At 56.0% G+C, this 18,656-nt stretch carries 19 protein-coding genes; 14 read left to right on the forward strand and 5 right to left on the reverse strand.

Annotated elements, in window-relative coordinates:
* Positions 1-39 precede the first annotated feature (39 nt).
* Positions 40-774 (reverse strand): SDR family NAD(P)-dependent oxidoreductase, encoded by a 735-nt coding sequence (locus tag GRH90_RS22985; protein WP_162368315.1) that lies wholly within the window; start codon positions 772-774, stop codon positions 40-42.
* A gap of 140 nt (positions 775-914) precedes the next feature.
* Between GRH90_RS22985 and GRH90_RS22990 the strand changes: the two genes are divergently transcribed.
* From GRH90_RS22990 to phoU, 9 genes are all read left to right on the forward strand, one after another.
* The gene (locus GRH90_RS22990) at positions 915-1,256 is read left to right on the forward strand and encodes a winged helix-turn-helix transcriptional regulator (protein ID WP_312857213.1); all 342 of its coding nucleotides are present in this window, start codon (positions 915-917) and stop codon (positions 1,254-1,256) included.
* Between the two features lie 591 nt (positions 1,257-1,847).
* A complete protein-coding gene (glmU, locus tag GRH90_RS22995; RefSeq protein WP_162368317.1) occupies positions 1,848-3,227 on the forward strand; it encodes a bifunctional UDP-N-acetylglucosamine diphosphorylase/glucosamine-1-phosphate N-acetyltransferase GlmU in 1,380 nt (459 codons plus the stop codon).
* 185 nt (positions 3,228-3,412) lie between these two features.
* Positions 3,413-5,245, forward strand: coding sequence for a glutamine--fructose-6-phosphate transaminase (isomerizing) (glmS, locus tag GRH90_RS23000; RefSeq protein ID WP_162368318.1), 1,833 nt, complete (start codon positions 3,413-3,415; stop codon positions 5,243-5,245).
* Between the two features lie 321 nt (positions 5,246-5,566).
* Positions 5,567-6,787 carry an anaerobic sulfatase maturase gene (locus tag GRH90_RS23005; RefSeq protein WP_162368395.1) on the forward strand — a complete coding sequence of 407 codons (1,221 nt, stop codon included), beginning with the start codon at positions 5,567-5,569 and terminating at the stop codon, positions 6,785-6,787.
* Between the two features lie 168 nt (positions 6,788-6,955).
* Entirely contained in the window at positions 6,956-7,996 is a 1,041-nt protein-coding gene (gene pstS, locus GRH90_RS23010) for a phosphate ABC transporter substrate-binding protein PstS (protein WP_162368319.1), read from the forward strand.
* A gap of 62 nt (positions 7,997-8,058) precedes the next feature.
* Positions 8,059-9,018 carry a phosphate ABC transporter permease PstC gene (pstC, locus tag GRH90_RS23015; RefSeq protein WP_162368320.1) on the forward strand — a complete coding sequence of 320 codons (960 nt, stop codon included), beginning with the start codon at positions 8,059-8,061 and terminating at the stop codon, positions 9,016-9,018.
* Positions 9,018-9,911, forward strand: coding sequence for a phosphate ABC transporter permease PstA (pstA, locus tag GRH90_RS23020; protein ID WP_162368321.1), 894 nt, complete (start codon positions 9,018-9,020; stop codon positions 9,909-9,911). Before pstC ends, pstA begins: the two co-directional genes overlap by 1 nt.
* Positions 9,912-9,955: 44 nt before the next feature.
* The gene (gene pstB / locus GRH90_RS23025) at positions 9,956-10,732 is read left to right on the forward strand and encodes a phosphate ABC transporter ATP-binding protein PstB (protein WP_162368322.1); all 777 of its coding nucleotides are present in this window, start codon (positions 9,956-9,958) and stop codon (positions 10,730-10,732) included.
* Between the two features lie 14 nt (positions 10,733-10,746).
* Positions 10,747-11,493, forward strand: coding sequence for a phosphate signaling complex protein PhoU (gene phoU / locus GRH90_RS23030; RefSeq protein ID WP_162368323.1), 747 nt, complete (start codon positions 10,747-10,749; stop codon positions 11,491-11,493).
* Positions 11,494-11,817: 324 nt separating this feature from the next.
* Here phoU and yieH read toward each other — a convergent pair whose 3' ends face one another.
* Positions 11,818-12,507 (reverse strand): 6-phosphogluconate phosphatase, encoded by a 690-nt coding sequence (gene yieH, locus GRH90_RS23035; RefSeq protein ID WP_162368324.1) that lies wholly within the window; start codon positions 12,505-12,507, stop codon positions 11,818-11,820.
* 337 nt (positions 12,508-12,844) lie between these two features.
* On the opposite strand from yieH, the gene GRH90_RS23040 reads away from it, so the two are divergent.
* From GRH90_RS23040 to GRH90_RS23060, 5 genes are all read left to right on the forward strand, one after another.
* Complete coding sequence (locus GRH90_RS23040) at positions 12,845-13,126, forward strand: PTS sugar transporter subunit IIB (protein ID WP_162368325.1); 282 nt, start codon at positions 12,845-12,847, stop codon at positions 13,124-13,126.
* A 4-nt stretch (positions 13,127-13,130) separates the two neighbouring features.
* Entirely contained in the window at positions 13,131-14,504 is a 1,374-nt protein-coding gene (locus GRH90_RS23045) for a PTS galactitol transporter subunit IIC (protein ID WP_162368326.1), read from the forward strand.
* Positions 14,505-14,506: 2 nt separating this feature from the next.
* Positions 14,507-14,962: a PTS sugar transporter subunit IIA gene (locus GRH90_RS23050; protein WP_162368327.1), complete on the forward strand. Its 456-nt coding sequence runs from the start codon at positions 14,507-14,509 to the stop codon at positions 14,960-14,962.
* 39 nt (positions 14,963-15,001) lie between these two features.
* On the forward strand, positions 15,002-15,304 hold the full coding sequence (locus GRH90_RS23055; protein WP_162368328.1) for a helix-turn-helix domain-containing protein: 303 nt from the start codon (positions 15,002-15,004) through the stop codon (positions 15,302-15,304).
* 173 nt (positions 15,305-15,477) lie between these two features.
* A complete protein-coding gene (locus GRH90_RS23060) occupies positions 15,478-16,245 on the forward strand; it encodes a hypothetical protein (RefSeq protein ID WP_162368329.1) in 768 nt (255 codons plus the stop codon).
* On the opposite strand, the gene GRH90_RS23065 is transcribed toward GRH90_RS23060, so the two are convergent.
* From GRH90_RS23065 to GRH90_RS23075, 3 genes are read right to left on the reverse strand one after another with little or no spacing between them, the layout of a single operon-like run.
* A complete protein-coding gene (locus GRH90_RS23065; protein WP_162368330.1) occupies positions 16,226-17,458 on the reverse strand; it encodes a beta-ketoacyl-ACP synthase in 1,233 nt (410 codons plus the stop codon). The two genes, GRH90_RS23060 and GRH90_RS23065, sit on opposite strands and share 20 nt — an antisense overlap.
* Complete coding sequence (locus tag GRH90_RS23070) at positions 17,455-18,186, reverse strand: 3-ketoacyl-ACP reductase FabG2 (protein WP_162368331.1); 732 nt, start codon at positions 18,184-18,186, stop codon at positions 17,455-17,457. Before GRH90_RS23070 ends, GRH90_RS23065 begins: the two co-directional genes overlap by 4 nt.
* 4 nt (positions 18,187-18,190) lie before the next feature.
* Positions 18,191-18,655, reverse strand: a complete 465-nt coding sequence (locus GRH90_RS23075) for a hotdog family protein (protein WP_162368396.1) — start codon at positions 18,653-18,655, stop codon at positions 18,191-18,193.
* Position 18,656: the final 1 nt, after the last annotated feature.

Consider the following 18,656-nt stretch of genomic DNA (forward strand, 5'->3'; position numbering starts at 1 on the left):
TCCGGATATCGAATGGAGTGACCGGCCGGGCGTAGCGCGTCAGATTTGCGCCAGGCCGCCGTCGACGGCGACCTCGCTGGCGGTCATGAAGCTGCTGTCCTGCGACGCGAGAAAGGCGGCCGCCGCCCCGAGTTCCGCAGGATCGGCCATGCGCTGGAGCGGATTCATCGAGGCGAAGGCCTTCATGCCCTCCTCGCCCAGCGCTTCCTTCGCGAGTTCGGTCGCCGTAGGCCCGGGCGACAGCACGTTTACCCGGATGCCGGTGCCCTTCAGGTCCTCCGCCCAGGACCGCGCGAGGTTGCGCACTGCGGCCTTGCTCGCGCTGTAAGCGCTGAATGCCGGGGCGCCCGTGGTGCCGGCGCTCGATCCGGTCAGGATTATCGAGCCGCCCTCGCCCATCAGCGGCAGCGCCTTCTGAACCGTGAAGATCAAACCCTTCACATTGGTGTCGAAGATTTCGTCAAGGTGCTCGGCGGTGATCTTGCCGAGCGGAAGCTGACTTCCCGCCCCGGCATTGGCGAAGACGATGTCGAGGGTTCCGCGCTCAGCCTTCACCGCCGCGTAGAGTCGGTCGAGGTCGGCCAGATCGGAGACCGAGCCCCTCACCGCGCGGGCATTGGGCCCGAGGTCGGCCACAGCGGCGTCGAGCGCTTCCTGCCGGCGGCCGAAGATGAAGACGAAGGCGCCCTCCTCGATGAAGCGCTTTGCTGCGGCGCGGCCGATGCCGGTAGCGCCACCGGTGATCACCGCGGTCTTTCCATTCAGTCTGGTCATGTCGTGCATCCTTCGTTGGAGTTGTATGGAAGCAGGGAACTGCTTACTTGAGGACAAGTATGCAGTTATGCTAACCTGAGGACAAGTATGCACCTTTTGGTAACCATGAAAAAATGACTACGTGTTCTCAAAGCTGCGGTGTGGGCTACTCCTATGGGCTCGCCGCCACGCTCCGCATCATCTCGGGCAAGTGGAAGCCGCTGATCCTGTACTTCCTGCTCGACGGCCCGAAGCGCTACGGCGAGCTCAAGCGCACGATTCAGGGCGTCAGCGCCAAGGTGCTGATCCAGCAATTGAAGGAGCTTGAGGCCGATTGCGTGCTGGCGAGGACCGACTACAAAGAGGTACCCCCGCGCGTGGACTACGCGCTGACCCCGCTCGGCCGCAGCCTGGCCGCCGCGATCGTCCCGCTGTGCACCTGGGGAACCGAGAACATGGCGGAAATGGCGAGCATTTTCGCCGAGCGCGACAGTTTGCCCTAGCAGTAAGCTGAAGAACCGATGAGTTGGACGGCCCTCCGCATTCGTGGGGGGCGGCAGGTCGAATTCTTCCGATCAGACCGTCAGGATGCGCGGTTTGGGCGCTTTGGCCCATATTTTGTGGCAGCTATCTCTTCGGGCATCCCTAGACGCACCACGCCATGCCAAGTAGCTCCGTTTAAACGGCCCCCGCCAGTTCTAAAAAACCTCACTTTTCTAGTGATAGTCGCAAGATGGCAGGGATGGTAGGAAATCGGACCGGTTAACGAACTAATCCGCCTTGGAACGGCTTCAAATTCAGGCAGGGCTGGGTTGCATTTCGGCTGGGACAGGGCCCAGCCGTTCCAGCTCTTATTTTCCATCTTAAAATAAGTTTGACCCCTCACGGCTGTTCAAGCCGGTATTTGGCCCCGCTGGCCCGGGTAAATCGCTTCGAAACGTCCACTTTTAACCCACATTGCCCTAAACCGGGTAAAATGATCGCGGCTTGCGACCTTATGCGGTCATAATGTGTTTTTCAGCCCAAAATATGTGGTAATCCCCGCTATGAACGGGTTTACTTTCGTCTATTGAATTAGGTTCATCAGGATGGTTATGTCGAATCGATTGATGAGCGTAGTGATCCTTGCCGCAGGCAAGGGCACCCGCATGTATTCAGATCTGCCCAAGGTATTGCATCCGCTTGCCGGCAAACCGCTGGTACGGCATGTTATCGATGCCGCCGCCTCCCTGGGCGCGGCGCGCATCCATCTGGTTTACGGCCACGGCGGCGAGCGCCTGCGGCAAACGTTGGCCGGCCCGGATCCTGAACTGAACTGGGTGTTGCAGCCGGAACAACGGGGCACCGGCCATGCCATGCAGCAGGCGGCCCCCTTTTTCCAGGATGATGAAGATATCCTGATGCTGTATGGCGACGTGCCGCTGATCGCGCCCGCCACACTTGAGCGCCTGCTGGCGGCCAAGCCCGACGGCGGCATCGGCCTGCTGACGGTGACCCTGGACGATCCCACCGGTTACGGCCGCATCGTGCGTGAAAACGGCAAGGTGAGCGGTATCGTTGAGCAAAAAGACGCCGACGAGACGCAGCGGGGCATCCGGGAAATCAATACCGGCATCCTGGTGGCCAACGGTGGCGACCTGAAGCGGTGGTTAAGCCGGTTGACCACCAATAATACGCAGGGCGAGTATTACATCACCGACATTATCGCCCTGGCATGGGGCGAAGGACGACACATCAATACCGTAAATCCTGGCCGGCCCAGTGAAGTGGAGGGGGTAAACAACCGCCTGCAGCTGGCCGGCCTGGAGCGGATCTACCAGCGGCAACAGGCGGAAAACCTGCTGCTGGCCGGGGTGATGCTGTGCGATCCCGCCCGCTTTGATTTACGCGGCGAACTGACGCATGGTCGCGACGTCACCATTGATACCAACGTCATTATCGAGGGCCGGGTATCGTTGGGCAACAATGTGGTTATCGGCGCCGGCTGCGTGTTAAAGGACTGCGCCATCGGCGATAACGTGGTCATCAGCCCCTATACGGTGATTGACCAGGCGCAATTGCAGGCGGATTGTACCGTCGGTCCGTTTGCCCGCCTGCGGCCCGGCTCCGAGCTGGAAGAGGGCGCCCACGTCGGTAATTTTGTCGAGATGAAAAAAGCGCGCCTGGGCCGGGGATCGAAAGCCGGGCACCTGAGCTACCTGGGCGACGCGCAGATTGGCGCCGGGGTGAATATCGGCGCCGGCACCATCACCTGCAACTATGATGGCGCCAATAAACACCAGACCGTGATCGGCGATGATGTGTTTGTCGGCTCGGATACTCAACTGGTGGCGCCGGTTACCGTGGGCAACGGCGCCACCATCGGCGCCGGCACCACCGTGACCCGCAACGTGGCGGAAAAAGAGCTGGCGCTCAGCCGGGTGCGGCAGGTGAATATCACCGGTTGGGAGCGGCCGGTGAAGAAAAAAAGCTAACGAGATAGTCTAAGGCGGCCAGGACGGGTATCCGTCCTGTTTTGTCAGCCATTTTCACGAGAGTGGCTGACAAAACATAATAATCCCCAGTTCTACAGGCTCGGGGAACCGGAAAACACCGGTAATCTGTCAGGTCAAAGACATCGAAACGGCTCATCAACGCCGTTCATTTAGGAATAACACTGATGTGTGGAATAGTAGGCGCGGTTGCGCAGCGTGATATTGCCGAAATCCTGTTAGAGGGATTACGCCGGCTCGAGTATCGTGGGTATGATTCCGCCGGCCTGGCGGTGGTGGACAATGAAGGGCATCTGCAGCGGCTGCGCCGGGTCGGCAAGGTTGCCGCGCTGTCGCAGGCGGCGGCGGAGCATCCGCTGACCGGCGGCACGGGCATTGCCCACACCCGTTGGGCGACCCATGGCGAACCCTCCGAAGCCAACGCCCATCCCCATGTGTCCGGTCATATCGTGGTGGTGCACAACGGTATTATTGAAAACCATGAACCCCTGCGTAAGTTGTTGATGGAACGCGGCTATACCTTTGCTTCCGAAACCGATACCGAAGTTATCGCGCATTTGGTGCATTGGGAGCAAAGCCAGGGCGGCGGCACGCTGGCCGACGTTATCCTGCGCGTCATTCCGCAGCTGCGCGGCGCGTACGGCACCGTTATCTTGGACAGCAAGGACCCAAGCGTGCTGGTGGCGGCGCGATCCGGTAGTCCGCTGGTGATTGGGTTGGGCGTGGGGGAAAACTTCCTGGCGTCCGATCAGCTGGCGTTATTGCCGGTGACCCGCCGGTTCATGTTCCTGGAAGAGGGCGATATTGCCGAAATTACCCGTCGCACCGTGCGTGTATGGGATACGCGCGGCAATCCGGTGCAACGGCCGGAAATCGAGTCCCAGGTAAAATATGATGCCGGCGACAAGGGCATCTATCGCCACTACATGCAAAAAGAAATTTTTGAACAGCCGCAGGCGATTAAAAATACGTTGGAAGGTCGCTTCAAACACGGCGAGATTACCCTGTCCGAACTGGGTGAGGCCGGTGACCGGTTGTTAGAGCAGGTACAGCATGTGCAAATCATTGCCTGCGGCACCTCCTATCATTCGGCGATGGTATCGAAGTATTGGTTCGAGGCGCTGGCCGGCGTGCCCTGTGATGTGGAGATAGCCTCCGAGTTCCGTTATCGCAAATCCGCCGTGCGTCCGGGCAGCCTGATTATCACCTTGTCGCAGTCCGGCGAAACCGCCGATACCCTGGCGGCCCTGCGTCTGACCAAGACCCTGGGCTACCTCGGTTCCCTGGCGGTGTGCAACGTCGCCGGCTCTTCGCTGGTGCGCGAATCCGACCTGGCGCTGATGACCCGGGCCGGCACGGAAATCGGCGTCGCTTCCACCAAGGCGTTCACCACCCAGCTGACGGTATTGCTGATGCTGGTGGCGCGCCTGGGCCGCCTGAAGGGCATGGATATCCAGGTCGAGCAGCAGATTGTGCACGCGCTGCAGGCCCTGCCGGCGCGCATTGAGCAGATGCTGGCGCTGGATAAGCCGATTGAACAGCTGGCGGAAGGGTTCTCCGACAAACATCATGCGTTATTCCTCGGCCGCGGCGAGCTTTATCCCATCGCCATGGAAGGCGCGCTGAAGCTGAAGGAGATCTCTTATATCCACGCCGAAGCCTATGCGGCGGGCGAGCTGAAACACGGTCCGCTGGCGCTGATCGATGCCGACATGCCGGTGATTGTTATTGCGCCCAATAACGAATTGCTGGAAAAACTCAAGTCGAACATCGAGGAAGTGCGCGCCCGCGGCGGCCTGTTGTACGTGTTTGCCGAAGAGAACGCCGGTTTCGCCGACAGCGAGAATATGAAAATCATCCCGCTGCCGCACGTGGAAGAGATCGTGGCGCCGATATTCTATACCGTACCGTTACAGCTGTTGGCGTATCACATTGCGCTGATCAAGGGCACGGATGTCGATCAGCCGCGCAATTTGGCCAAGTCGGTAACCGTAGAGTAAACCTGTTGCCTGCGGCGGGGCATGCCGCAGGCTGTGCCGGATGGCATTGTTAACCTGGAATGGCATCACGCTGATTCGGTGAGGGCCGGTAATGTCTCACCGAATTTTTTTGTCTTGATAATGCCAAAAGAAAACTGACCTGCCTTTATTGCCTATGCGAAAATCAAATAAGCTTGCTTAATTTCCGCATGGCTATTTGAGATAAATCCCTTGTTGTCGGCCGGAATATACCAATAATGATCAGGTAAAACGAAGCCATTTTGGCTTATGATCATGGTCATAAATAAGCTGCTAAAACAAAGGAACCACAACGCCGTGGCCATCAAACGCCCTTTTTCCCTTATGGCGAAACCTACCAGCTATCAATGCAATATTCGCTGCGACTATTGTTTTTATATCGATAAGAAAAATACCGTCATTCCCAATGGGGCGGCGTCGTTAAAGCATATGGCGGATGATGTGCTCAGGGAGTATATCAAACAATATATAGACGCCACCGCCGGTGATGAGGTGATGTTTGCCTGGCAGGGCGGCGAGCCGACCCTGGCCGGTATTGATTTTTATGCCGATGCGCTGCGCTATCAGCAACGTTACGCCAGGGGAAAACGGATCTCCAACAGTATGCAGACCAATGGCGTATTGATTGATGATCGATGGGCCCGTTTTCTCGCGCATAACCATTTCCTGATGGGTATTTCGCTGGATGGTCCAGCCCGGCTGCATAATGCCTATCGCCATTCCGCCAGCGGCCGGCCGGTGTTTGACAAGGTAATCAACGCAATACAACTCTTTAAGCAATATCATATCGATTTTAATGTGCTGGCCGTGGTGAATGATGAAACCGCCCGGGCGCCTTTGGAGATTTATCGTTTTATTACCCAGGAACTGGGCGCGCATTATGTACAGTTTATCCCCGCCGTGGAGCAAATGTCGTCAGGGCCGGGGCGGGGGGAATTGATTTATCCGCGCGCCGCGGGTGATAAAATGCTGACGCCGTGGTCGGTGAGCGGCGAGGCCTACGGCTCGTTTATCAATACCCTGTTTGATTACTGGGTCCGGCATGATGTCGGCAGGGTATTCGTGCAGTTATTCGATAATGCGCTGGCCGCCTGGAGCGGTGTGACCCCGGGCCTGTGCGTGATGCGGCCCACCTGCGGCCAGGCGCTGGTGGCCGAGCAAAACGGCGATATCTATAGCTGCGATCATTTTGTTTATCCTGAGCATAAGCTGGGCAACCTGATGACGACAACACTGGCTGATATGGCCGGCGGTAAACAACAGCGGCAGTTCGGCCAGCTAAAAGCGAATGTGGCCAAACCCTGTTTAGCCTGCGAATACCGTTTTGCCTGTCACGGCGGCTGCCCAAAGCACCGCATCCACCGGGTTGACGGGCAGTGGCACAACCATCTGTGTAACGGTTATAAAGCCATCTTTTCCCATATCGCGCCTTATATGATATATATGGCCGATGAGCTGGCGCATCATAGGCCGCCGGCCGGTATTATGCGTAATAAGGCCTTGCCGGCGGGGGCAGGCGATTGAAAAAAAACAATTATATGCAGCTATATTCCTTGCCTGTGCTGTTGTCATAAAAATGTCATATTACCGACATGTATCTGTAACCTAATTGTCCTATTTTCCCTCCTGCAGCAATTATAATTATTGAAGAAAACGGCCATGGGCCGAATTTAATATCCCACAGGAGGGATTATGAAACTGATGCATACCACCGTTGCCAGTGTTGTAGCAGCCACGTTCGCCCTGGCGAGTCTTTCTTCGTTCGCTGCCGCAAACCTGACCGGTGCCGGCGGCACATTCCCCGCCCCGGTTTATGCTAAATGGGCCGATACCTATCAAAAAGAAACCGGCGTAAAAGTAAACTACCAGGGCATTGGCTCATCGGGCGGCATAAAGCAAATTATCGCCAATACCGTCGATTTCGGCGCTTCCGATGCCCCACTAAGCGATGACAACCTGAAAAAAGAAGGTTTATTCCAATTCCCGACCGTGATTGGCGGCGTGGTGCTGGCCATTAACGTTCCGGGCATTAAAAGCGGTGAACTGACCCTGGACGGCCAAACGCTGGGTGAAATTTACCTGGGCAACATTAAAAAATGGAACGACCCGGCGATCGTTAAACTGAATCCGGGCCTGAAGCTGCCCGATCAGAATATCGCGGTAGTGCGTCGCGCCGACGGTTCGGGCACGTCGTTCGTGTTCACCAGCTATCTGTCCAAGGTGAACGCGACCTGGAAAGAAAAAATCGGCGCCGGCTCCACGGTTAACTGGCCGGTGGGACTGGGCGGCAAGGGCAATGACGGCATCGCCGCCTTTGTACAGCGTTTACCGGGTTCGATTGGTTACGTTGAATATGCCTACGCCAAGCAGAACAACCTGGCTTATACCAAGCTGATTTCCGCCGACGGCAAGCCGGTGATGCCGACCCAGGCCAATTTCAGCGCGGCGGCGAAAGGCGTAAACTGGCAGGAATCCTTTGCCCAGGACCTGACCAACCAGAAGGGCAACAATGCCTGGCCTATCACCTCCACCACCTTTATTATGTTGCATACTACCCAGACCAAACCTGAGCAGGGCAGCGAAACCCTGAAGTTCTTCGACTGGGCTTATAACAAGGGTGCCGAACAGGCGAATGCCCTTGACTACGCTACCTTGCCGAAGGATGTGGTTGAGCAGATCCGCGCCGCCTGGAAGGCCAATATCAAAGACAGTAACGGAAAAGCGCTCTACTAAGTCCGTGCGTTTCGTCCCTTCCTTAACCGGAAGGGATTACGAACCAACTAAAAGAGTATTCTATGGCTGACAACACGCCGTCACTGCATGCCCCTGGAAAACAAGGCGACCTGATATTCGGTACGTTGGTCAGGCTGGCCGCATTGATTACCTTATTGATGCTGGGCGGAATTATCGTTTCGCTGATTGTCGCTTCGTGGCCGAGCATGGAAAAGTTCGGCTTCGCTTTCCTCTGGACTAAGGAATGGGATCCGCCCGGTGAACAATTCGGCGCGTTGGTTCCTATCTACGGCACCCTGGTCACCTCATTTATCGCGTTGCTGATTGCCGTTCCCGTCAGCTTCGGCATTGCCCTGTTTCTTACCGAACTGGCCCCCAACTGGTTAAAGCGCCCGCTCGGCGTCGCCATTGAGCTGCTGGCCGCGATCCCCAGTATTGTCTACGGCATGTGGGGTTTATTCGTGTTTGCGCCGTTGTTTGCCCAATATTTCCAACAGCCCCTGGGCGATGTCATGTCGACCATTCCTTTTATCGGCGTGCTGTTTTCAGGGCCGGCGTTTGGTATCGGCATCCTGGCCGCGGGTATTATCCTGGCTATCATGATCATTCCTTATATCGCCGCCGTGATGCGCGATGTATTTGAACAAACGTCGGTGCTGATGAAGGAATCCGCTTATGGCATCGGCTGCACCACCTGGGAAGTGATCTGGCGTATCGTGCTGCCCTTCACCAAAAACGGCGTTATCGGCGGCGTGATGCTGGGCTTGGGACGCGCGCTGGGTGAAACCATGGCGGTCACCTTTATCATCGGCAATACCAATCAGCTGGACAGCATTTCCCTGTTTATGCCCGGCAACAGCATTACCTCGGCCCTGGCCAATGAGTTCGCCGAAGCCCAGGCGGGGCTGCATACCGCCGCGCTGATGGAGCTTGGGCTGATCCTGTTTGTGATTACCTTTATCGTGCTGGCCTGTTCCAAATTCATGATTATGCGCCTGGCCAAAAACGAGGGGGTCAAATAATGGCGACCGTTGAGCATCAACTGACCCATACCGAGCCACAAATGGAAGCCCGGCGTAAAATGCAGGCCTGGCGCCGGCAGAAAAACCGCCTGGCGCTATTTTTATCCATGACCACCATGGCGTTCGGCCTGTTCTGGTTATGCTGGATTTTGCTGACCACGATAAGCCGGGGTTTTGACGGCATGTCGTTGGCGTTGTTTACCGAAATGACGCCGCCGCCCAATACCGCCGGCGGCGGCCTGGCCAATGCGCTGGCCGGCAGCGGCTTGTTAATCCTCTGGGCCACCATTTTCGGCACGCCCCTTGGCATCATGGCGGGAATTTACCTGGCGGAATACGGCCGCAAATCCGCCCTGGCGGAGGTGATCCGGTTTATCAACGATATCCTGCTGTCCGCGCCGTCCATCGTTATCGGTCTGTTTGTCTATACGCTGGTGGTGGCGAAAATGGAGCATTTCTCCGGCTGGGCCGGGGTGATAGCCCTGGCGTTGCTGCAGGTGCCTATTGTTATCCGCACCACGGAAAACATGATGCGGCTGGTGCCCGATACGCTGCGCGAGGCGGCCTATGCCCTGGGCACGCCCAAATGGAAGATGATTTCCGCCATTACGCTTAAGGCCTCGGTGTCCGGCATCATTACCGGCGTACTGCTGGCGGTGGCGCGCATCGCCGGCGAAACGGCGCCGCTGTTGTTTACCTCGCTCTCCAACCAGTTCTGGAGTACCGATTTGATGCAGCCTATCGCCAACCTGCCGGTCACCATATTCAAATTTGCCATGAGCCCGTTTGCCGAATGGCAACAGCTGGCCTGGGCCGGCGTGTTGCTGATTACCCTGTGCGTGCTGTTGCTGAACATCATCGCCCGGATTATTTTTGCCAAAAAAACCTATTAAGCGTCAGGCGCCGACGCGCCTTTGATCGAAAGAGAGAGTGTTGCATGAGCAGGATCAACATCGCCACCGGCAGCAAAGTACGGGTCCGCGATCTTAATTTTTATTACGGCAAATTTCATGCGTTGAAAAATATCAGCCTGGATATTGCCCGTAACCAGGTGACGGCATTCATCGGTCCGTCGGGCTGCGGCAAATCCACCCTATTGCGTTGCTTTAACAAAATGTATCAACTCTATCCTGAGCAACGCGCCGAAGGGGAAATACTGCTGGACGGGGAAAATATCCTGACCGATAAGCGCGATGTTTCCCTGCTGCGCGCCCGGGTGGGCATGGTATTCCAGAAGCCGACCCCTTTTCCGATGTCGATTTATGACAATATCGCCTTTGGCGTGCGCCTGTTTGAAAAACTTTCGCGTAGCGAGATGGAAGAACGTGTGCAGTGGTCGCTCTCCAAGGCCGCGCTGTGGAACGAAACCAAGGATAAGCTGCACCAGAGCGGTTACAGCCTGTCCGGCGGCCAACAGCAGCGTTTATGTATCGCGCGCGGCATTGCCATTCGCCCCGACGTGCTGTTGCTCGATGAGCCTTGCTCCGCCCTGGACCCTATTTCCACCGGGCGTATCGAAGAGCTGATTTCAGAGTTAAAAGCGGATTATACCGTAGTGATTGTCACGCATAATATGCAGCAGGCTGCGCGTTGTTCCGATCACACGGCATTTATGTACCTCGGTGAGCTCATCGAGTTCAGCGATACGGACAGCATTTTTACCGCGCCGAAGCATAAACAAACCGAAGATTATATTACTGGCCGCTATGGTTAATTACGGGACATATCATGGAAAACCTGAATCTCAATAAGCATATTTCCGGCCAGTTTAACGCCGAGCTGGAACACATCCGCACCCAGGTGATGGCCATGGGCGGCCTGGTGGAGCAACAGCTTACCGACGCCATCAGCGCCATGCACAGCCAGGATGAAGAGCTGGCCAAACGCGTGGTGGCCGGCGACGCCAAGGTCAATGCGATGGAGGTGGCCATCGATGAGGCCTGCGTGCGCATTATTGCCAAGCGCCAGCCTACCGCCAGCGATTTGCGCCTGGTAATATCGATCATCAAAACCATTTCAGAGCTGGAGCGTATCGGCGACGGCGCGGATAAAATCTGCCGCACCGCGCTGGAAAAATACTCCCAGCAGCATCTACAGATGCTGGTCAGCCTGGAGTCGCTGGGGCGCCACACGATACAAATGCTGCATGACGTGCTGGATGCCTTTGCGCGTATGGATCTGGATGAGGCCATCCGGATTTACCGCGAGGATAAAAAAGTCGACCAGGAATATGAGGGCATCGTGCGCCAGCTGATGACCTATATGATGGAAGATCCGCGCACCATTCCCAGCGTGCTGACGGCGCTGTTTTGCGCCCGCTCCATCGAGCGTATAGGCGATCGGTGCCAGAACATTTGCGAATATATATTTTATTTTGTTAAAGGCCAGGATTTCCGCCATGTGGGCGGCGACGCGCTGGAAACCCTGCTGACGGGCAAGAATGGCACTCCGCCGGCGACAACGCCCACCGAATAATGATATTTCATTAAGGGGCGTGGTTAACAAAACGCAATGCAGATGGATATGGCGCGAAAAATCGGCATTAGGCGAGATACCGTATCGAAATTCGATATAGCGACGTAATCGGCAAAGATGGAAACATTTTCCAAGATTTTAGCTGCACTGGATCTGGAGTTGCATATCGAGCCGAGAAATCAGACGCAAAAAAAATGATGCCGATAACAAGATCCTTTGGAAAAAGGCTACCGCAGGAAGAATCTTTGGCACCGGTTGTTCCCTCGTCATTTTATGGCAACCACCAAGGACGTGGGGTTTGATGCGCAACGCATGGGCCCGATTTTAAAAGATTTCCCTGGAAACAGCGGGGCGGGTAAGCATCCAGCCCTGTTTGCACCATAATCCCGGCAATTGGCCCATATCATCAAAGCGGGTGACCAGCGGATGGACAATCGGCGGATTATGCGGGTCGGCGCAGTAATAAAATACCGGGATGCCGGCGGCGATGCCTGCCTGGGCGCCGGATACCGAATCCTCGACTAAAATACACTGCTCCACCGGCAGCCGCAGTTGAGCGGCGGCATGGTAAATTACCGCCGGGTCGGGCTTCCAGCGCTGGACATCGTAACCGCTGTACAAATGATGCGCAAAAAACGGCAGCAGCGCCGTCAGGCCGAGAGAATGTTCCATTTTGCTGACCGGACCGTTGGACACCACCGCCACCGGCACGGTGATAAGCCGCAACAGTTCATGCACGCCATCGATGGGAACCAGCCGTTCATCAAACAGGCGGGCCACATGCGCGCGGTATTCGGCTTCCAGGATATCCGCCCGCCGGGACAGGCCGTGCCGCTCTTTCATACGGTCGAAGATTTCGTTGAGCTTTACGCCTTTGAAATTCTTGATGGCCTCGGTAAGCGTCACCGCGATGCCGTACTGAGCGAACAGCAGTACATAGGCCTCACAACAGAGGATTTCGCTGTCCACCAGCGTGCCGTCACAATCGAATAATACGCATGTTTTGTCGGTCATTAATCCTGTCCTTCTGCTGTTGCCTGGAATGTCTGGTCCTACTTTACCTTATCAGGGCGGGCAAGCGATCGGTTAACCCTTCGCCGCGCCGGTTTTTTGGCGCCGATAGCGGGCACGGTTTATCACCAGAAAGTGTTGAAAGTAACATTACACAGCGTGTGGCTTGGGATTGATACTTTTTATTTTATAAAAAAACATATAAATCAATGGTAAAATAAGATTATTCATCCACATATGGAAAATAGTGCCGTCTTGGTGTGTAAAATTACACACCGATCACATTTAGCGATTCATTAACATGTTTTAATTATCCCACTTCTTAAAGTGGGAATTAACGATGAAACATATGATGATCTGCTGCGGCGCCGGTGTTGCCACCAGCACGGTGGCGCTGAAAAAACTGGAAGCCTACCTGCAGGGTGAAAAGTTGCTGGATAAAGTGCGCATATCCCAGGGCACCGTGGCGGAAGCCATCACCCGGGACGATGTGGATTTTATCGTTTCCACCTCGCCGGTAAAAGTGTCTGTCCCGGTAATTAACGCTTTGCCCCTGTTGACCGGAATGGGGACCGACAAAGTATTCAGCCGCGTAAAAGAATTGATTCTCGCCGAGGGTTAATACCATGTTTGTTATCGATTATATCGTGAGCATGGGGGCCTCGGTGATGATGCCCCTGATCTTTATCCTGTTGGGTCTGCTGCTGCGTTTATCCATCGCCAAATCGATCAAAGCCGGGTTGATGGCGGGGATCGGTTTTATCGGATTAAGTATTACTGTCAACCTGATGATTGATTCGTTAACGCCCGTCAGCCACGCCATTGTCGAGCGCTTCGGCCTGAACCTGACCGTATTGGACATGGGATGGCCCGCCGCCGCCGCCGTTGCCATGGGCACCCGGGTGGGCGCGCTGGTTATCCCGGTGTGCGTCGCCATCAACATCCTGATGCTTTACACCAAGACCACCCGCATCCTGAACGTGGATATCTGGAATCTGTGGCACCATGCGTTTACCGGCTCGCTGGTGGCCATTATCACCAATAACCTGTGGCTGGGAGTGCTGGCCGCCGGCCTGAACTGTATCGTTACCATCGTGATAGCCGATCGCACCACCGCCGATGTGGAAAAATACCTTAACTTGCCGGGTATCTCGGTGCCGCACGGCTTTTCGGCGTCGTTTGTGCCCGCCGCCTGGCTGGTTAATGCGTTCGTCGACCGCGTTCCCGGCGTGCGCGATATTAAAATCGATACCGAGGTAATACAGAAACGCTTATCGATACTGGGCGATCCCGCCTGCCTGGGCGCTATTATCGGCGCCATACTGGCCATTATCGCCGGGGTCGATGTTAAAGCGATCTTGCAAACCGCCATCACCATGGCCGCGGTGATGACCATTATTCCCCGTATGGCAAAAATGCTGATGGAAGGGGTGTATCCCATCAGCGAGCGTATTCAAGAAATTGCGCAGTCCCGGGCCGGTTCGTTCGGGAAAATTTCCATCGGGCTGGATTCCGCGGTAAGCGTAGGCCATCCGGTTACCCTGTCGGTGTCCATGCTGATGATCCCGATTATGCTGGTGCTGGCGGCGATTATCCCGGGCAATCAGTTCCTGCCGTTTGCTTCCCTGACCGGCCTGCCGTTTGCCTTTGTGCTGGTTACCGCCGTATGTCGGGGCGATATGTTCCGTACCCTGCTCACCGGCATGCTGACCCTGAGCCTGGCGCTGTTGATCGGCACCAGCCTGGCGCCGTTGGTGACCAGTACCGCCGTCAGCACCGGGTTCTCGTTACCCCATGGCGCTACCAGCATCAGCAGCGTTGACTATGCCGGCGCCATGTTGCCCTGGGTCATAATCCAGGGGTTCTATTTCAAGGCCTTCGGCGTCGGCTTGCTGATCCTCTGCACATTGCTGCTGGCGGTATGGAACCGCAAAAAAATCCTCCATGAGAATCAGCTGTCGGCGCAAACGGACGCCGCCGGCATAGAGGCGGGAGAATAATCATGATGTTCAGCGCCAAGCGTGTTTTTATCATTACCCGGCCGGTAAGCCGCGATGAACTGCTGACCCGGATGGCCGGCAGCCTGTATGCGGACGGATTGGTGAAAGGGAGCTTTTGTCAGGGGGTGCTTGACCGGGAGGTGGTTTACCCTACCGGCATCGATATGGAGACGCACAGTATCGCCATACCCCATACCGAGTTTGAACATGTGGTCGCCACCGGGTTTTCCGTGGCGGTAAACCAGGCGGGGGTGAAATTTCACCGCTCCGATGAGCCGGAACAGGTGGTTAAACCGGCCGTCGTGGTATTGATGGCCATCGATCAGTCGTGTGAAAAAGTGGCCATTATCCAATCCCTTTTTGCATTGCTGGGGGATGTTGCGCAGGTTAACAAAATCAGCGGAAATTCACCGGAGGACATTGCGAAACTGTTCACTGAATCCATCACTACCCGTTAGAATGAAGCCGGAGTTTCCCTACGCCTTCAGAGATATGCGATGTTAAGAATAAGCCAGGTGATTGAGATAGCAATGGTCAGCCGTAAGACCGTTTATAACGCGATCAACAGCGGCCGCTTAAAATATCAGGTGGTGAACCTGGATAACCGTCAGGTGCGCATGTTTCATGAACATGACGTGCTTGACGCGTTTCCCAAAGCCAACCGTACCGCGCTCGAAGTCCAGGCGTTGCAGCAGGAAATCGCCTCGCTGAAATTTGCCCTGGCGGAGCTGCAAAAAGCGGTCGAGGCCATGGACCCTTCCGTCCAGGTTGAGATGATTGCGGCAAAACCAAAAAAATAGCGGGACAATGTTTGCCTGCTGTTTCAGTTTGAATTTGTATAATCGATTTCACTGAAAAAGAAAATTATATTTTCACAGAAGTACATATGCAGCTTCGTTATTTTATCATTAGATGTAGAGGGGATGTATATTTAAATTAATCACCGCATAGAATTGATATGTGGAATTTATAGGTGAAGAATAATATGCAATATAATACAGGTGATTACTATGTCGATAATAGCGGCCGGAACTATCATCTTTTATCCGAAACCGATTCGACAAGCAGTAGTCAAATCTCAATTTCGACGATGTTAAAGGAAAATGAGATTAAAACCCCTGGTCATCAATCGGTGTTTTGTCGGCTGACGCAGCGAATGGTCGCTATGCTGGTAAATGTCGGTAACTATTTCCAGCATGGTTTTCAAAAGATATCCGGCGGGGCCAGAAGCAACATTTATCCTGCCATGAATAGCATGACTCCATTACTTGATGCGCATTCTTCAGAACGGGCTAAACACATCATGAATAACTTCCGGATTCATCTTTCATCCTATGAAGGCAAGATATATGGCATTGAAGAATTGGTTTATTTTATCACCCTTGCCATTATACAGTTGGCACAATCTCATTCTGATAAAATAGCCGATAGCCGCGCCAGGAAAAGTGCTTGTGATATACTTGCTAACGATTATGACCATCCTGGTTTAGGCTTACTAAAGTATATTGACGATCATTGCCAAGAGCAAAAAGATGATGCCTGCAAGCTGGTTGTCCTGGCAGTGCAAATAGGCTGTATGGCTAGGTCGCATACCCTTTGTAAAGAATCTGATAAACCCCTGAACAACATGGCCTCGCTGTGGGGCAATCTTCTGGCCAGCGCTGCGACCGAGGGCGCCAATGTGCCGGACACCGGCTCCGCCAATGGGGGCTTGGATAGCGTCAATCAGCCCAGCGTTTGATAATCAACGAAGTGTTGATACCGCCGAAAGCAAAGTTATTGGACTGGATATAACCGGTGTCGATAAGCCTGGGCTGCCCGGTGATATAGTCCAGGTCGCCGCACTCGGGGTCCGGCTGGCGCAGGTTAAGCGTGGGGGCGAACCAGCCTTCTCGCATCATTTCCAGGCTCATCCAGGCTTCCAGCGCGCCGCAGGCGCCCAGGGTATGGCCGAAATAGCTCTTGAGGGAGGATATGGGGGTTTTATTGCCGAATAACGCGGCGGTGGCCTGGCTCTCGGCAATATCGCCCCGCTCGGTGGCGGTGCCATGCGCGCTGATATACCCGATATCCCCGATGGATAAGCCGGCGTTTTGCAACGCCTGAGCCATGCAGATTTGCATGGTGGACTGCTGGGGCTGGGTGATATGGCTGGCATCGCAGTTGGTGGCAAACCCCACCAGCTCGCCGTAAATAGTGGCGCCCCGCGCCAGGGCAAAATCCCGTTCCTCAAGCACCAGGGTGCCCGCGCCTTCACCAATCACCAGTCCGTCCCGATCCTTATCAAACGGAGCGGGCGTTAGCTTCGGGCGGTCGTTGAGCTGACTGGTGGCAAACAGCGTATCGAAGGCCGCCGCCTCGGAAGGGCACAGCTCCTCGGCGCCGCCGGCCACCATTACCGTCTGGTAACCATGCTTGATGGCTTCATAGGCATAACCGATGGCCTGGCTGCCCGAGGTGCAGGCGCTGGAGGTGGGGATTACCCGGCCGCGCAGCCCGAAAAACAGCCCGGCGTTAACCGCCGTGGTGTGGGGCATCATCTGCACGTAGGTGGTGCCGGTAATATTATGCGTGTGTTTTTCCGTCAGCATGGTGGCAAAATCGCTGATGGGTTTGGTGCTGCCGGTGGACGAGCCGTAGGCTATGCCGGTGGCGCCGCCGGTAAGGATGTCATCGCCCAGCAGCCCCGCCTGTTCCAGCGCCAGCTCGGTGGCCCTGGTTGCCAGCAGCGAAACCCGGCCCATGGACCGGATGCGTTTGCGGGTATAGTGCTCCGGCAGTGTAAAGGAAGGCAACGGGGCGGCCAGCAGGGTGTTCAGTCCGTCGAACTCACGCCACTGCGGCATGCAGACCACCGCATTTTCCTGGCGCCTGAGGCCCTCGGCCACCGATTGCCAGCTTTCGCCAAAGGCGGTGACGCCGCCCATGCCGGTAATGACGACGCGGCGGTTCATAGCATGCCTCCGTTGACCGATATCACCTGGCGGGTGACGTACCCGGCAATATCCGACATCAGGTAGCCGGCAAGCCCGGCCACTTCATCCGCCTGCCCCATGCGTTTCATCGGGATAAGGCTCATGGCCTGGCTTAAGGCGCTTTCTTCCATTTCAATCATGCCGGTGTCAATCAGCCCGGGCGCAATGCAGTTGACGGTGATATGGCGTTTCGCCAGTTCGACCGCCAGCGCTTTGGTGGCGCCGATAATGCCGGCCTTGGCCGCGCTGTAGTTGACCTGGCCCCGGTTGCCGGTCAGGCCGGATACCGAGGATAGCGTAATGATGCGGCCGCCGGCGCGCAGGCCGATCATCGGCATAATGCAGGGATGCAGCACGTTGTAAAAGCTATGGAGGTTGGTATGCATCACGCTGTCCCAATCCTCCCCGCTCAGCGCCGGGAAGGCGCCGTCGCGGGTAATGCCGGCATTGCTGACCACGCCGTAATACGCGCCGTGCCGGTCGATATCCGCGGTTATCGACCGGCGGCAGGCGTCGCGGTCGGCGACGTCGAAAGCGATGATCCTGCCCGCGCCCCGCAGCGCCGTAATCCGTTGCAGCGTCTCTTCCGCACCAGCCCGGTCATGATGATAGTGAACGATCACCGCAAAGCCATCCTGCGCCAGCCGGCAGGCAATCGCGCGGCCTATTCCCTTGCTGGCTCCCGTCACCAATACCGAGCGTGTCATCTCTTTATTCCTGTGCTAATAACTGGTTGATTTCATTATCATCGGGCTGATAGGTATTCAGCCGTCCCGAGGCGAGGGTTTCCCCGGCCCGCTGTATCAGGCATTCAAAGCTGCCGATACGTTCATCCTGTAATAACAGGATGATGCTAATATCCAACTCGCTGCCTGAGGTAAATACCGGCTGGGCGCAGTTTAGGGCGCGAGCGCCCAGCAGCAGGCCGGCACGGGGCGTTTCGCCGCGCTGCCGGCCGTGCCAGCCGGACCAGACGCCGATGGTTTGCGCCATCATCTCCAGCGCGTACCAGGCGGGCAGGTTGCCGTCAGCATCCAGAAAGGGCCGCAGTACGCCTTGGCTGCCGACGGTTACCTGGCAGCGCGCGGAATCGGCGTTTATGCCGCATAACCTCTCGACCAGCACCATCGGCGTATCGTGCGGCAAATACTGCGCCGCGGGCAGGGCATCAGGCATG

The organism is Acerihabitans arboris (assembly GCF_010131535.1).
GTDB lineage: Bacteria > Pseudomonadota > Gammaproteobacteria > Enterobacterales > Enterobacteriaceae > Acerihabitans > Acerihabitans arboris.